Origin of the sequence: Tateyamaria sp. (assembly GCF_039945315.1) — a bacterium.
GTDB lineage: Bacteria > Pseudomonadota > Alphaproteobacteria > Rhodobacterales > Rhodobacteraceae > Tateyamaria.
Genome location: NZ_JBDUXB010000036.1, coordinates 71,637 through 84,842, shown reverse-complemented (window position 1 = coordinate 84,842; position 13,206 = coordinate 71,637). Strand labels below are relative to the sequence as shown.

17 protein-coding genes are annotated in these 13,206 nt (G+C 57.4%); 8 read left to right on the top strand and 9 right to left on the bottom strand.

The window, feature by feature from the left end:
• Positions 1–38: 38 nt before the first annotated feature.
• Together ABJD00_RS10445 and ABJD00_RS10440 are read right to left on the bottom strand one after the other, a co-directional pair.
• The gene (locus ABJD00_RS10445; RefSeq protein WP_108835747.1) at positions 39–263 is read right to left on the bottom strand and encodes a DUF1150 family protein; all 225 of its coding nucleotides are present in this window, start codon (positions 261–263) and stop codon (positions 39–41) included.
• 3 nt (positions 264–266) lie between these two features.
• The gene (locus ABJD00_RS10440; RefSeq protein ID WP_413834601.1) at positions 267–677 is read right to left on the bottom strand and encodes an Hsp20 family protein; all 411 of its coding nucleotides are present in this window, start codon (positions 675–677) and stop codon (positions 267–269) included.
• 159 nt (positions 678–836) lie between these two features.
• On the opposite strand from ABJD00_RS10440, the gene ABJD00_RS10435 reads away from it, so the two are divergent.
• From ABJD00_RS10435 to ABJD00_RS10425, 3 genes are all read left to right on the top strand, one after another.
• Positions 837–1,061 carry a YdcH family protein gene (locus ABJD00_RS10435; protein ID WP_108835745.1) on the top strand — a complete coding sequence of 75 codons (225 nt, stop codon included), beginning with the start codon at positions 837–839 and terminating at the stop codon, positions 1,059–1,061.
• A gap of 88 nt (positions 1,062–1,149) precedes the next feature.
• Entirely contained in the window at positions 1,150–1,635 is a 486-nt protein-coding gene (gene purE / locus ABJD00_RS10430) for a 5-(carboxyamino)imidazole ribonucleotide mutase (RefSeq protein WP_413834599.1), read from the top strand.
• Positions 1,628–2,695 (top strand): 5-(carboxyamino)imidazole ribonucleotide synthase, encoded by a 1,068-nt coding sequence (locus tag ABJD00_RS10425; protein ID WP_413834597.1) that lies wholly within the window; start codon positions 1,628–1,630, stop codon positions 2,693–2,695. The genes purE and ABJD00_RS10425 overlap by 8 nt, the downstream gene beginning before the upstream one ends.
• Before the next feature lie 9 nt (positions 2,696–2,704).
• Here ABJD00_RS10425 and ABJD00_RS10420 read toward each other — a convergent pair whose 3' ends face one another.
• Positions 2,705–3,850 (bottom strand): alpha-D-ribose 1-methylphosphonate 5-triphosphate diphosphatase, encoded by a 1,146-nt coding sequence (locus ABJD00_RS10420; protein ID WP_413834595.1) that lies wholly within the window; start codon positions 3,848–3,850, stop codon positions 2,705–2,707.
• Positions 3,837–4,619, bottom strand: a complete 783-nt coding sequence (locus tag ABJD00_RS10415; RefSeq protein ID WP_413834593.1) for an esterase/lipase family protein — start codon at positions 4,617–4,619, stop codon at positions 3,837–3,839. The genes ABJD00_RS10420 and ABJD00_RS10415 overlap by 14 nt, the downstream gene beginning before the upstream one ends.
• A gap of 72 nt (positions 4,620–4,691) precedes the next feature.
• Between ABJD00_RS10415 and ABJD00_RS10410 the strand changes: the two genes are divergently transcribed.
• Positions 4,692–5,144 (top strand): NUDIX domain-containing protein, encoded by a 453-nt coding sequence (locus tag ABJD00_RS10410; RefSeq protein WP_413834591.1) that lies wholly within the window; start codon positions 4,692–4,694, stop codon positions 5,142–5,144.
• On the opposite strand, the gene ABJD00_RS10405 is transcribed toward ABJD00_RS10410, so the two are convergent.
• The 4 genes from ABJD00_RS10405 to ABJD00_RS10390 all read right to left on the bottom strand — a co-directional run bounded on the left by ABJD00_RS10405 (position 5,110) and on the right by ABJD00_RS10390 (position 9,317).
• Complete coding sequence (locus ABJD00_RS10405; RefSeq protein WP_413834588.1) at positions 5,110–5,958, bottom strand: DMT family transporter; 849 nt, start codon at positions 5,956–5,958, stop codon at positions 5,110–5,112. The genes ABJD00_RS10410 and ABJD00_RS10405 overlap by 35 nt on opposite strands.
• A 287-nt stretch (positions 5,959–6,245) precedes the next feature.
• The gene (locus ABJD00_RS10400) at positions 6,246–7,043 is read right to left on the bottom strand and encodes an alpha/beta fold hydrolase (RefSeq protein WP_413834586.1); all 798 of its coding nucleotides are present in this window, start codon (positions 7,041–7,043) and stop codon (positions 6,246–6,248) included.
• 293 nt (positions 7,044–7,336) lie between these two features.
• Positions 7,337–8,977 carry a chaperonin GroEL gene (groL, locus tag ABJD00_RS10395; protein ID WP_413834583.1) on the bottom strand — a complete coding sequence of 547 codons (1,641 nt, stop codon included), beginning with the start codon at positions 8,975–8,977 and terminating at the stop codon, positions 7,337–7,339.
• Positions 8,978–9,029: 52 nt separating this feature from the next.
• Entirely contained in the window at positions 9,030–9,317 is a 288-nt protein-coding gene (locus ABJD00_RS10390; protein WP_108835736.1) for a co-chaperone GroES, read from the bottom strand.
• Positions 9,318–9,600: 283 nt separating this feature from the next.
• On the opposite strand from ABJD00_RS10390, the gene ABJD00_RS10385 reads away from it, so the two are divergent.
• Together ABJD00_RS10385 and ABJD00_RS10380 are read left to right on the top strand one after the other, a co-directional pair.
• Entirely contained in the window at positions 9,601–9,882 is a 282-nt protein-coding gene (locus tag ABJD00_RS10385; protein WP_413834579.1) for a PepSY domain-containing protein, read from the top strand.
• Positions 9,883–9,945: 63 nt separating this feature from the next.
• Positions 9,946–10,440 carry a helix-turn-helix transcriptional regulator gene (locus ABJD00_RS10380; protein WP_413834576.1) on the top strand — a complete coding sequence of 165 codons (495 nt, stop codon included), beginning with the start codon at positions 9,946–9,948 and terminating at the stop codon, positions 10,438–10,440.
• 17 nt (positions 10,441–10,457) lie between these two features.
• On the opposite strand, the gene ABJD00_RS10375 is transcribed toward ABJD00_RS10380, so the two are convergent.
• On the bottom strand, positions 10,458–11,135 hold the full coding sequence (locus tag ABJD00_RS10375; RefSeq protein WP_413834574.1) for a DUF2161 domain-containing phosphodiesterase: 678 nt from the start codon (positions 11,133–11,135) through the stop codon (positions 10,458–10,460).
• A 117-nt stretch (positions 11,136–11,252) separates the two neighbouring features.
• On the opposite strand from ABJD00_RS10375, the gene ABJD00_RS10370 reads away from it, so the two are divergent.
• The gene (locus ABJD00_RS10370; protein ID WP_413834571.1) at positions 11,253–12,173 is read left to right on the top strand and encodes a manganese-dependent inorganic pyrophosphatase; all 921 of its coding nucleotides are present in this window, start codon (positions 11,253–11,255) and stop codon (positions 12,171–12,173) included.
• Positions 12,174–12,284: 111 nt separating this feature from the next.
• Positions 12,285–13,157, top strand: coding sequence for a TIGR01459 family HAD-type hydrolase (locus ABJD00_RS10365; protein ID WP_413834568.1), 873 nt, complete (start codon positions 12,285–12,287; stop codon positions 13,155–13,157).
• The last annotated feature ends 49 nt before the right edge of the window (positions 13,158–13,206 follow it).

Below are 13,206 nucleotides of genomic sequence, written 5' to 3'. Positions count from 1 at the left end.
GGCGCAGGACCACCGCGCCCATGTCGCAATAAATGCGCTTAGTGCAAGGGTTGCGGGGCATAGTCGTTTTGGACCGCCAGCGCAAAGGCCAGCTTGCGGTCTGCCACCAGTGCCAGTTGCTGGCCCTCGGCGTCGTGCACGGCAAAGAGTTCATCTAAACCGTTGGCCTGATCGCGTACTTCGCGCGGCAGGTCGGTCACCGAGATTGGTTTGACATAGACCATCCGGCCCACATCCGCATTCAGATCGATTGCCTTGTTCATGACTTACCCTTTCCTAATGCTGATCGTCTGCACGACCATGTCTGGCTTGGACCGTGAAAGGTCTACGTGCAGCAGCCCGTTCTCCATCACAGCTTCACCTACATCGACCCCATCCGCCAAGACAAAGCTGCGCTGAAACTGCCGAGCGGCGATGCCACGATGCAAAAATATGCGACCTTCAGAGTCGTCAGAGTTGCGGCCCCGGATCACCAACTGGCGATCCTCAACGGTGATCGACAGGTCATCTTCACTAAATCCAGCGACGGCTAACGTGATACGGTAGGAATAGTCCGACGTCTGTTCGATGTTGAATGGCGGGTAGCCTTCGCTGCCCTTGGCCGTGCGTTCCAGCAGGCTTTCAAGTTGCTCAAATCCCAACATATGCGGGTATGAGCCAAGAGTCATTTTCGTCATGCGACACGTCCTTTTAGTTCAAGCGACCGTCAGTGGCCCGCCCCGAAATCGGCAGCGGATATCGTGAATATGGGCAGAATGAGCGTGGGGAACAAGGGGTAGGCGTAGCACCATGTCGTGATTATATTGAAGCTTGAGCAATAGTTTGGAATCGCCTTCATGAACGCACCGTCAAATATGTCGATGAAATCTGACGACGTGTTGCAGGTCGAACTTGAGGTGTTCCGCGCAGAACACCGCGATCTGGATGCGGCGATCCACGCCCTGCAAGAGGTGGGGACATCGGATCAATTGACCATCCAGCGCCTGAAAAAGAAGAAGCTCGCCCTCAAAGACCGGATCGCCAATATCGAAGACCGGCTGACCCCAGACATCATCGCCTGAACGGCCCGCCAAAACCGGCCCGAGGAATGGATTGCGCTTGTCCGCAAAACACCTATATTCCGCGCTTTCCAAGCGAGGACCCTCTATTATGGCAACCGAGGTCGGCATCATCATGGGCAGCCAATCCGACTGGCCCACCATGCGCGAAGCGGCGCAGATTCTGGACCAGCTAGAAGTGCCGTATGACACCGCGATCGTGTCCGCGCACCGCACGCCGGACAGGCTGTGGGACTATGGCAAGGGCGCTGTTGATCGGGGCCTTAAAGTCATTATTGCAGGGGCAGGGGGGGCTGCGCATTTGCCGGGTATGATGGCCTCCAAAACCCGGGTGCCGGTGATCGGCGTGCCGGTTCAGACAAAGGCGCTGTCGGGCGTGGATTCGCTTTACTCAATTTTGCAGATGCCGCGCGGTTTTCCGGTCGCGACGATGGCCATCGGGGCCGCAGGTGCTGCCAATGCAGGTCTGATGGCGGCCGGCATTCTCGCACTCCACGACCCGGCCCTCGCGGCGCGATTGGATGCATGGCGCGCGGCCTTGTCTGCCTCGATCCCAGAGGTCCCCCAAGATGACTGAGCCTTTGGCAACCGGATCAACCATCGGCATCCTTGGCGGTGGGCAGTTGGGGCGTATGCTGAGTGTGGCGGCCTCCCGTTTGGGTTTTCGCACCCACATCTTTGATCCCGGTGCCAATCCGCCTGCGGGCGAAGTCGCTTATCAAGTGACCAAGGCGGCATATGAGGACAACGACGCGCTCATTGCATTTGCCAGCACTGTGGATGTGATCACTTACGAGTTCGAAAACATCCCAACCCTGACGCTCGATGCTCTCGAAGATCACGCTCCAATCCGTCCGGGGCGTGAAGCCTTGCGGGTCAGTCAGGACCGGCTGATCGAAAAGGACTATCTCAGCAATCTCGGTCTGCGGACGGCCCAATATGCGGACGTGCCCGATACAGGCGCACTCACCGTTGCATTGGCCCGGATCGGTGCGCCTTCCATTCTTAAAACCCGCCGCTTTGGCTATGATGGCAAGGGCCAAGTACGCATCACGGACCCGACACAAGCCGACAGTGCTTTAGCTGAAATGGGCAATGCACCGGCTATCCTTGAAGGGTTTGTTAAGTTTAGCCATGAGGTTTCCGTGATCGCAGCACGCGGGATCGATGGCGCGGTGGCCTGCTTTGATCCGGGCGAAAATGTGCACCGGGATGGCATTCTGCACACCACGACAGTGCCTGCCCGTCTCAGTGCGTCACAGCGCACAGATGCGATTTTGATCGCTGCCAACATATTGAATGCGCTGGATTACGTGGGCGTTATCGGGGTCGAGCTGTTCGTGACACCGCAAGGGCTGATCGTCAACGAAATCGCGCCGCGCGTGCACAATTCGGGCCACTGGACGCAGAACGGCTGTATCGTGGATCAGTTCGAACAACACATCCGCGCCATCGCGGGCTGGCCCTTGGGTGACGGCAAACGGCACGCTGATGTGGTGATGGAAAACCTGATCGGTGACGACATGGCCCGGGTGCCAGACCTCGCCCGCGATCCGGCCACTGCGCTGCATCTCTATGGCAAGGCCGAAGCCCGCAAGGGCCGCAAGATGGGGCACATCAACCGCATAACATCCTAGGGCAAAGGGTCAGGCCGCTGCGACAAACCGCTCTGCAATGTTGCCGGCCATGAAGCTCACCCGACCGCCCGAAATGGTTGCAGCAACTCTGTCAGTCGCGTCCAACACAACAATATCCGCCCGCTTGCCGGGGGCCAGAACACCGCGATCGGTTAATCCCAGCACTGCCGCAGGCCCCGATGACACCAGCGCCCATGCTGCACCCAAATCCATCAACCCTGAGCGTGCCAACATCAACGCGGCACGGCGCGGAGAGGGATAGTGATAGTCTGACGCCAGCGCATCACACATGCCCATGGTCACCAAATCAAGGGCCGACACATTGCCTTTGTGCGACCCACCGCGCACGAGGTTGGGCGCACCCAGAACGACATGAGCATGGGCCGCTTTGGCCGCCTCTGCCGCCTCAAGGGTTTCAGGAAACTCGGCCACATCGGCGCCGCGCCCGGCCCATAAGGCGCGCGTATCTGCGGTCGCATCGTCATGACTGCCCAAACGGACACCGGCGTCTCTCAGTTCAGTGCATAAGGGCCCAAGCAACGGCTGTGCCTGCGCAACGTTTGCGTGCAAATCCAGCAGCATTTGAAAATGAGCCTCTGGATTGCGCCCGGCCTTGAGCGCCTGACCCGTCAGACGCGGCGGTTTGCGTCCCTCTGCAAGACGTTCATGGGGCAGGTGGTCGTTGAACACGACATACTGAACGCCCCAGTCCTCGATACGGGCGGGCAAGTCTGCGAAAAGTTCAGTTAGCGAAATCTCGAACCGCAACTGTGCGCGAAGGTCTGTGACCACTTGGGTGCGCACGTCGCGCAATGTCGAAAACACCTGATCGGCGAATTCAAGTCCACGCAAGCCGCCTTCCCAGCTCACAAATTGTGCAAGAACCCCGGTGGTGATGCCATTCGCGGCCAGTTCTGCCTCTACGGCCGTCAACCCTTCAGCCATCTGCTTCATTGCGCCACGGCGGGGCGCCACGTGACGCTCAAAACCGTCGCCGTGAACATCGACGATACCGGGCAGCACGCGATACCCTGTAAGATCTACTGCGCGCCCGATGGGCGCATCTGCAATCACTCCGTCCGCAAGCGATAAAGCGGCAATGCGCAATCCGTCCGGGCGCAACACCTCTGCTCCGACCAGATCAATCGTCAGCATCGGTCGAGACCCCCAGACAGGACGCCTCAGGACAACCCAACTGATCGAGCACCTCATCAACCCATTTTGCATCGCGATCAAAGGTTTCTGAACGCAGAAAAGTGAGGACCTGAGTGATCACATTGGGGTTGTTCATCATGAATGTATGCGTGACCGGCAACACGATGTGATCGGACATGCCGGCCACCAAGGTGGACATAACCGACACTTTGCCGTCGTCCGGACCCGGCAAAAGCGAGGAAAAGTAGGGGTTCAGCGACTGATCGCCGGCAATGATGCCGACTGGATAATCGACAGCGGGCAAGCTGCGCGGCAGACTGTCTGGCCCCGTACCCAATTGCGCGCCCGCAGGCCCGTTGAGCCAGCCAAACGCTTCGATATCTCCCAGTTTGTCGACCACTTCGCTGCCCTGGTTCGGTGGCGCCAGCATCACAACGCGGCCCAACTGCTCCGGGCGGGGATGATTGGCAAACCAGTAGCGCACAAGAATTCCGCCCATCGAATGCGTGACGATATGCACTGTCTGGTCACCGCAGGCCTCTACTCCGTACGGGATCACCGCAGCGGCCAGCTTTTCAACGCTCTCGGACGTCGACGGGTAGCCCGGACGCACGACGTCGTATCCGTCGGCCTTTAGCGCTCCCTCCATGACCAGAAGCGAAGTTTCCGAACGGGCGAGCCCATGCAGAAGCACGACACAGTCCGCCGCAGCCATGCGGGGCAGTGCAAGGACAACCAAAAGGGCGAAAAAGGGTAGGACGCGTCTCATAACGCTTGAGATAGTCCCATCTTGCCGCCTATGGAATGGGGACGCTGCGACGCTTCTGAAAGTTTATCTACCATGCGCCCAAAATCACCGCGACTCGCCGTACGGGCCGTCATTGTCGAAGACGATCGTCTTTTGATGGTCAATGCGTGGCCTGATGGGCAAAGCCCGTTGATGTGCGCGCCCGGAGGTGGGGTTGAAGTGGGCAGCAGTCTTCCTGACAACCTGATCCGGGAGGTGTTTGAGGAGACCGGGCTGACAGTTGAGGTCGGCGCACCCTGCCTAGTGAACGAATTCCATGACCCTGCGGGGACATTCCATCAGGTGGATGTATATTTTCGTTGCAGTCTGGCGCTCGGCGCCGCCTTGCCTGACACTTGGCGTGACGTAGAGGACATCGTGACTGAACGGCGTTGGCTAACACGGACGGAGTTGACAGCAACGCCGCACAAACCCGACAGCCTCGCGGATGTGGCGTTTGGTACGGGTGGGATCACTTATGATCCGTTGGAACCGCTGGTGCGGTGACGGTCAGCGCGATTCCCCCGAGAACAAGAATAGCAGCGATGATGACCGATAGGGTGATGGCTTCGTCCAACACTAGTGCACCTGCGGCAATGGCAATGATCGGCACGCTCAACTGGATGACTGGTGCGGTTTGCCCGCGTAGTTGCGGCAACACCGTATACCAAAGCGCATAACCCAGCCCGGACGTCACTGCCCCTGAAAGGATGGCCAGCCCAATTCCAGACGGCGCTGCATGCAGGCCAGTGCCAACGAGCAGGACAAGCAGCAGCGGAATGGCGACCACGAAATTCGCCGCTGTCGTGGCCAGCGGGTCGGCACTATTCTTGCCTGCAAGGGTGTAGATCGCCCACCCGATCCCTGCGATGACCATCAGCGCCGCACCTGCCACTTCACCGGATGCTCCATCCGTTGGCCATAGCGCCAGCATTAGTCCTACAAAGGCAATCCCGGCGCCGCTCAGCTGGCGGCGGGTGGGAGGCGCCCCGCGAAAAGCAGACCAGGCAAACATCACCACCTGAACAGTCCCGAACAGGATCAGGGCTCCAAGGCCGGCATCAAGGGTGACATAGGCCAGCGAAAATCCAATCATGTAGGCCGCAAGGCTCGCCGAACCAATCGCACGCCCCCCTGCAAACACTGGCAGACCGCCGCCCCGAACCGTCAGGATCATGCACAATGCAATAGCGCCCGCCGTGACACGGATCATGGCAAAGCTGGACGGGTCAATCGTACCACTGTCCACGGCCAGCCGGTTCAGCACCGAATTGGCGGCAAAGGCAATCATGGTAAGTGTGGTCAGAACGGCGAGGCGCATGGCAGCGGCGTACGCGGATTGGTTTGTGCCGTCCAGTCACAGATGCGCTGAGCTCGGAGTATGAGCTATAAATAGATCCGGAGTTTTGAGCTTCATTGGCGCGGACTTGGACAAGTGAGCGGGGAACCCGAGATCTGCGAAGGGCGGGGTTGAGCTCGAAGCGGACGATGGTTGAAACGCGGCGAATGGTTGCTTCGAGCCCATAGTTCCAGATGCTGCAACTTCGACGAATGGCGGCTAGGAATGTCGCAGGTTACATAACGCCGATCAAAGGTTCCGAATTTCGACTAGTCTTCCCAACCCACAGCTACTCGTTGCAACCAGTCCGCAATCAGTGCTGTGAAAACCTCAGGGCGCTCGAACGCCAGTCCGTGCCCTGCTGCATCCAAGACAGCGACGGTTGCGCGCGTATAACGATGCATCAGGTCAACTGAGTCGAGATAACCGCTCATCCAATCTTGACGGCCAGCCACAAGCAAGCTGGGTTTTTCAAAGATTGTGTCTTCCTCTTCATCGGCAAAACTAAAGTTGAACCGCTCTTTCACGCGCGCTTCCTGTTCCTTATCGTGTAGTTGGATAGCGGGCTTCAGTATCTGCCTCCTTTTGAACATGATGTCCCGACTTTGAACGACGGCAAAATTTTCAAAAACCCAGATTTCGTCCTCTGGCAATTCGGGCAGGATAGTTGGATCAGGTTCAAGAATTTCGTGCTTTGGGAGAGGATTGGGTGAACCAGGGTTGCCACCCGGCACAATCAACGCAGCACCCTGAACCCGATTTGACTGCCGGTGAACGATGCCGCGCGAAATGTAGCTGCCTCGCGAAAGACCGATGAGCGCGAAGGGATTGGCGCCTATCTTATCCGCAATAAATTCTTCGACAGCGTCTAAGATACCGTCTTGGCTTTGGATTGTGTCTTGCGGTGGGCTTTTCCCGTGGCCGGGCAAGTCAAGATAAATGCGTTGCCAACCCTCTAACGACTTAAAAACGGGCTCTAGAATTTCGACCATATGCCGGTGGTCCAGAGTAACACCATGAAGTATCACGACTGGTCTGCCTTCACCCAGAACCTTGAAGTGCAACATCTTTGCCTGTCCTCCAAATAGAAATCGCCCGCATAGTTAGCACGACTTCGGCTCAAGAAGGCAAAGATTCAGGCGCCCTTTTGGGGCTACGGCCTTAGTCAACGAGAACGTCCATTTGCGCAAGCAAAGCGTACGGAAGATTTGTCCCGCGGTGCGGACATTCGTTCAACGCATAGTGCCGTTGTGCTGCAGCCCGAGTGTTAAAGCAAAAAAGCTATAGCTCTCGTAACAAAGGCCCCACGCGGGGGCCTTTGCTTTACTCAGCGATGTAAGTTTGCCGAGGGCAAACAGTCTTACATCATGCCGCCCATGCCGCCCATGTCAGGCATGCCGCCGGCTGGGGCTGCGCCTTCTTTAGCGGGTTTGTCGGCAACCATCGCTTCGGTTGTGATCAGCAGACCAGCAACAGATGCGGCGTCTTGCAACGCTGTGCGGACAACTTTGGCCGGATCGATAACGCCGAACTTGAACATGTCACCATATTCTTCGGTCTGTGCGTTAAAGCCGAATGTGACATCGTCGCTCTCGCGGATTTTGCCCGCAACAACAGACCCGTCAACGCCCGAGTTCTCGGCGATCTGACGCAGAGGCGCTTCGATGGCCTTGCGTACGATCGTGATGCCGACGTCTTGATCAGAGTTTGCACCTGATACGCCATCCAGCGCTTTGCCGCCTTGGATCAAGGCAACGCCACCGCCAACAACAACGCCTTCTTGCACGGCCGCACGGGTCGCGTTCAGGGCATCGTCAACGCGGTCTTTGCGCTCTTTGACTTCGACTTCGGACATACCGCCAACGCGGATCACAGCAACACCGCCAGCCAGTTTGGCCACACGTTCTTGCAGTTTTTCACGGTCGTAGTCGGATGTGGTTTCTTCGATCTGGCCACGGATCTGAGTGACACGTGCTTCGATCTCGGCTTTTTCACCGGCACCGTCGATCACTGTGGTCTCGTCTTTTGTGATCTGAACGCGCTTGGCTGTGCCCAGCATGTCCATGGTCACCGACTCCAGCTTCATACCGAGGTCTTCGGAGATCACCTGACCGCCTGTGAGGATCGCGATATCCTGCAGCATCGCCTTGCGACGATCACCAAAGCCAGGAGCTTTGACAGCAGCGATTTTCAGACCACCACGCAGTTTGTTCACGACCAGAGTGGCCAGTGCTTCGCCTTCGACGTCTTCGGCGATGATCATCAGAGGTTTCTGGCTCTGGATCACTTGCTCGAGCAGGGGAACCATTGGCTGCAGCGAAGAAAGCTTCTTCTCGTGCAACAGGATCATGCAGTCTTCCAGCTCAGCCGTCATTTTGTCAGCGTTTGTGACAAAGTAGGGGCTCAGGTAGCCACGGTCGAATTGCATACCTTCGACAACATCGGTCTCTGTTTCCAGGCCTTTGTTTTCTTCGACGGTGATCACACCCTCGTTGCCGACTTTCTGCATCGCGTCTGCGATTTGCTGCCCGATTTCGGCTTCGCCGTTGGCAGAGATGGTGCCGACCTGAGCAACTTCGTCGCTGTCGGAGACTGGGCGCGACGCAGCTTTGATCGCTTCAACCACTTTGGTTGTCGCCAGATCGATACCGCGCTTGAGGTCCATCGGGTTCATGCCAGCGGCAACCGATTTCATACCTTCTTTGACGATGGCTTGTGCCAGAACAGTGGCGGTTGTTGTGCCGTCGCCTGCTTCGTCATTTGTGCGGCTGGCCACTTCTTTGACCATTTGCGCGCCCATGTTTTCGAACTTGTCTTCCAGTTCGATTTCCTTGGCAACCGATACACCGTCTTTGGTGATGCGCGGTGCGCCAAAGGATTTGTCGAGCACAACGTTGCGGCCTTTAGGGCCGAGCGTGACTTTGACTGCGTTGGCGAGCGTGTTGACGCCCGTCAGCATACGATTGCGGGCATCTGTGTCGAATTTGACGTCCTTAGCCATGTATTTTCTCCTTTGAGAATGTGGATTGGAGGATCAGAGAAGCGGCGTGCGCTTACTCGATGATCCCCATGATGTCGGATTCTTTCATCATCAGCAGCTCTTCGCCGTCGATGGTGACCTCTGTGCCAGACCATTTGCCGAACAGCACTTTGTCTCCGGCAGAGACAGCCATCGCGATCAGCTCACCGCTGTCTTTGCGGGCACCGGGGCCTGCAGCAACGATTTCGCCTTCGCTTGGTTTTTCTTTGGCGCTATCGGGGATGATCAGCCCGCCAGCAGTTTTCTCTTCGCTTTCCGTGCGGCGTACCAGCACGCGGTCATGAAGCGGTTTCAATGCCATCTTTGCAGCTCCTTAAGGCTCAAAGTTTCCTCTTTGCACCCCGGGTCAGGGGTGATTAGCACTCAACCGTGCTGAGTGATAATGAGGGGTAGTTAGGGACCATTCTGGCCCAAGTCAACGCCTCAACTCGAAGGGTTTTCAGAAAAAGTGTCAGCAGGGGGCGTAAACCTTTGGCCTAGGCCTGTGCGGATAAGCCAAAAGTCAGATTCAGATCAATCCGCCCAGACCACAGATCACTCCCAGCCGCACCAACGCGGCGCATTTAACTTGTGGAGACACCCTGATGACAACGTTTACCAAATCCGCCGTCCTGACCGCCCTGATGATCCCAGCCGCCGCATTGGCCCAGCTGGATGTCGGCCAGCAACTGGGCAGCACCGAAGCCGATGTGCGCGCGGCACTGACAGGCATGGGCTATGAGGTTCAGGAAATTGAAATTGAAGGCAACGAGATCGAAGCCGAAGTGATGCTGGACGGCGTCGAGCTCGAGATTGAGGTGGCTATGGATACTGGCTTGATCATTGAAATCGAAACCGAGGATGACGACGACCACGGCGACGACTAAGCTGTCCTAAACCTTTGCCGCCCGGAACCATCCGGGCGGCCCTTGCCAAGACGGACTGCTTTTATGCCCTCACGCCGCACTATCCTTTGGACTCTGTTCGCCATCCAAGGAGTCTGTTGCGCCTATTTCGTCACGGACGTGGCGCTGGACCTGTTCCTTCCCAATCACAACAGCACTCTGGCCGAAAGCGACTTGGTTGAGGCGATCATTACTCTGGCTCTCTTTCTTGGGTTGGCCTTTACCGCATCGGAGTTGCGGCATGTGCTGCGCCGTCAGGATCAGATGAATGATCAACTCAAAGTGGCCTCTGGCGCTTTTACAGATTTGCTTGAGGTGCGGTTTGGCGAATGGAACCTGACTGAAGCCGAACGTGCGGTGGCCGTGCTGGCGATCAAAGGATATTCCGTAGCCGAAATGGCAAAGCTGCGCGACACTGCCCAAGGCACCATCAAGGCGCAGTGTGCCGCCCTTTATCGCAAGGCTGATGTGTCCGGGCGGTTGCAATTGCTCAGTTTGTTTCTGGATGATCTGATGGCCGATACGCTTGTTCCGACCTGAACTGTGCTTAGACCCTGTTATCCACCCAGAACCTTACCCGATGATGCCACGGCCTCGGCCCCTTTGGGCGTCAGGCCATAAACCCCTGTTTCTACTTTCTCGAACCAACCGTAGTGGTCATCGCGCATCATTGTCGTGGCTCGGCTCACGCTTGTTTCGCGCGCCACATCTGCCCCCTTGCTGGCTCCGACTTCGAACAAATACATCGCCAGCTTGATCGCATCCTGACGATAGGCTGTGATAAGCCCGACGCGGGTCTGGCCTCCGTCATTTGGATCGCCTGTGCGCCCCGCAAACTCTTTGAGCAATTGCGCCTCTCTGCGTGTGTTCTTTCGCGGTGCGTAAGGACCAGGGTCACAATGGACCTGCACCAACCCATCCGACAAACGGACCGTAATAAGCCCGAGGCCCAATCGCCGACACAGGCGCGTCATATCCTTGAGCGACTTTTGAAACCGCTTTCCCTTGCCCCGTGCCACGGCCATGTAAACATCATCCGTCACCGACAAGCGGGACACACATTGATGCACCAGCGTCAGAGAGAAACCCAGCTTCAGCTCCACAATCACCGGTGGCTCGCCGCCACGCACGGCCACGACATCGGCAGCTCCGACCTCGGACTTCACCACATATCCTTGCCCCTCAAGAAAGGTTTTGACGGGTCGATAGAGGTCGGTTTCGCGTGCATCACTCATATGGCGCAACATCCAACGATGAGCGCAAAAACGCAACGCCCCGAACCCCACGTGACACCCGATCTTTTGTTGTTATAAGGGCGCGAAATTCACATCTCCTCCTCAAGGACACGACATATGACAACTCTGGTTTTTGGACACAAATCCCCCGACACCGATTCCACCGGATCGCCCATCATCTGGGCATGGTACCTCAACGAGATCAAAGGGACCGCCGCCGAGCCTGTTCTGCTGGGCGAGCCAAACACCGAAGCGGCGTTCATGCTGAAGAAATGGGACCTGCCCAAGCCACGGATCATCAGGGGCGTTGAGGCAGACCAGCCGGTTGTCATCGTAGACACCAACAACCCTGCCGAATTGCCTGACGCGATTAACGATGCGGACATCACCGCCATCATCGACCACCACAAACTGGTCGGTGGGCTGGAAACCAAGGGCCCCATCGACATCCGGATCGAGCCCCTGGCTTGCACCGCCACAATCATGTGGAAGATGATCGGCAAAGACATGGCGCAAATGCCGACAGGCGTAAAAGGCGCGATGCTTTCTTGCATCCTGTCTGATACGCTTGAATTCCGTTCGCCGACCACAACGCAAGAAGACAAAGCCATCGCGCATCATCTGGCAAAAGATCTGGGCGTGGATATCGCGGCTTATGCGTCAGAGATGTTCGAGGCGAAATCTGACGTCTCCGCGTTTTCGGATGCCGAACTGCTGCGCATGGACAGCAAGGAATATGCAGTGGATGGCACACAGTTCCGCGTCTCGGTTCTGGAAACCACTGCGCCCAAGATCGTGCTGGATCGTAAGGACAGCCTGATGACGTCCATGGTGGACGTGGCAAAAGAAGACGGCGCGGACGAAGTGCTGTTGTTCGTTGTCGACATCCTGAAAGAAGAAGCGACGATGCTGATCCCCAACGATCGGGTAAAAGGCGTGGCTGAAAAGAGCTTTGATGCCACAGTGACAGGCGACACCGTTGTTTTGCCCGGCGTGATGAGCCGCAAAAAGCAGATCATCCCGAACCTCAAAGTCTGAGGTCGCAGCGCAGGGTGCCTGCGCCTGATAAACACTCCAGCGCGCGGCGAACCGGCGCTGGCAGGGCGGACCATTCGGTCCGCCTTATGGTTTCAAAGATGGAGCGTTTCGATGTCGCAGATCATTTCTTCCCTCACCGAAGTTTCCGATCGCTATGACGCTTTGTTCGTTGATCTGTGGGGCTGTGTGCACAACGGGGTGCACGCGTTGCCCGAAGCGGTGGCGGCGTTGCAAACCTACCGCAAGACGGGGGGCAAGGTCGTGTTGGTTACCAACTCGCCCCGTCCGCGCGCGGGAGTGACCAAACAATTGGTGCAATTCGGGGTGCCAGATGATGCGTGGGATACGATTGCGACCTCGGGTGACAGTGCGCGCTCGGCCATGTTTCGCGGTGTGGTGGGCCAAAAGGTGCATTTGATCGGATATCCAGGCGATGAGAGGTTCTTTGAGCCTATCGGGGTGGTCAAAGACCCAATCGATGTCCAGATCGTTCCGTTAGAGCAGGCCGAAGGCATCGTGTGCACGGGGCCGCGCGATCCGATGGCAGACCCAGCCACTATGCGCCCCGAATTTCTTATGGCCAAGCAGTTGGGGCTGAAACTACTGTGTGCGAACCCGGACATCGTGGTGGACCGGGGCGAGGTGCGGGAATGGTGCGCGGGCGCGCTTGCGCAGCTTTACACCGAGATGGGCGGCGAGTCGCTGTACTTTGGCAAGCCACACCCGCCGATCTACGATCTGGCGCGCCGGCGACTGTTTGAACTGGGGGTGGATGTGCCGGATTCGAACATTCTGGCCATCGGGGACGGCGTTTTGACCGACATCGCCGGGGCGATGGGAGAAGATATCGATTCGCTGTTTATCTCCGGTGGGCTTGCAGCGGCCGAGACAAAAACCATCACGCAACCTGAACCTGACGCGCTAAGTGCCTACTTTGAAAAGGAAATGAGCGCCCCAACGTTCACAATAGGGCATCTGCGCTGACCTTCTTTCCGCTTGATTTTCTGCGCGCGCAAAGTAATTACATTGCGTG

What these genes read in the sequence shown, in the direction of transcription:
- ABJD00_RS10445 (WP_108835747.1), bottom strand. Translation starts at nt 263, where the DNA reads ATGAACAAGGCAATCGATCTGAATGCGGATGTGGGCCGGATGGTCTAT.
- ABJD00_RS10400 (WP_413834586.1), bottom strand. Translation starts at nt 7,043, where the DNA reads ATGTTGCACTTCAAGGTTCTGGGTGAAGGCAGACCAGTCGTGATACTT.
- ABJD00_RS10370 (WP_413834571.1), top strand. Translation starts at nt 11,253, where the DNA reads ATGACAACTCTGGTTTTTGGACACAAATCCCCCGACACCGATTCCACC.
- ABJD00_RS10440 (WP_413834601.1), bottom strand. Translation starts at nt 677, where the DNA reads ATGACGAAAATGACTCTTGGCTCATACCCGCATATGTTGGGATTTGAG.
- ABJD00_RS10435 (WP_108835745.1), top strand. Translation starts at nt 837, where the DNA reads ATGAACGCACCGTCAAATATGTCGATGAAATCTGACGACGTGTTGCAG.
- ABJD00_RS10390 (WP_108835736.1), bottom strand. Translation starts at nt 9,317, where the DNA reads ATGGCATTGAAACCGCTTCATGACCGCGTGCTGGTACGCCGCACGGAA.
- ABJD00_RS10420 (WP_413834595.1), bottom strand. Translation starts at nt 3,850, where the DNA reads ATGCTGACGATTGATCTGGTCGGAGCAGAGGTGTTGCGCCCGGACGGA.
- ABJD00_RS10405 (WP_413834588.1), bottom strand. Translation starts at nt 5,958, where the DNA reads ATGCGCCTCGCCGTTCTGACCACACTTACCATGATTGCCTTTGCCGCC.
- ABJD00_RS10425 (WP_413834597.1), top strand. Translation starts at nt 1,628, where the DNA reads ATGACTGAGCCTTTGGCAACCGGATCAACCATCGGCATCCTTGGCGGT.
- ABJD00_RS10415 (WP_413834593.1), bottom strand. Translation starts at nt 4,619, where the DNA reads ATGAGACGCGTCCTACCCTTTTTCGCCCTTTTGGTTGTCCTTGCACTG.
- purE (WP_413834599.1), top strand. Translation starts at nt 1,150, where the DNA reads ATGGCAACCGAGGTCGGCATCATCATGGGCAGCCAATCCGACTGGCCC.
- ABJD00_RS10380 (WP_413834576.1), top strand. Translation starts at nt 9,946, where the DNA reads ATGCCCTCACGCCGCACTATCCTTTGGACTCTGTTCGCCATCCAAGGA.
- ABJD00_RS10375 (WP_413834574.1), bottom strand. Translation starts at nt 11,135, where the DNA reads ATGAGTGATGCACGCGAAACCGACCTCTATCGACCCGTCAAAACCTTT.
- ABJD00_RS10410 (WP_413834591.1), top strand. Translation starts at nt 4,692, where the DNA reads ATGCGCCCAAAATCACCGCGACTCGCCGTACGGGCCGTCATTGTCGAA.
- groL (WP_413834583.1), bottom strand. Translation starts at nt 8,977, where the DNA reads ATGGCTAAGGACGTCAAATTCGACACAGATGCCCGCAATCGTATGCTG.
- ABJD00_RS10365 (WP_413834568.1), top strand. Translation starts at nt 12,285, where the DNA reads ATGTCGCAGATCATTTCTTCCCTCACCGAAGTTTCCGATCGCTATGAC.
- ABJD00_RS10385 (WP_413834579.1), top strand. Translation starts at nt 9,601, where the DNA reads ATGACAACGTTTACCAAATCCGCCGTCCTGACCGCCCTGATGATCCCA.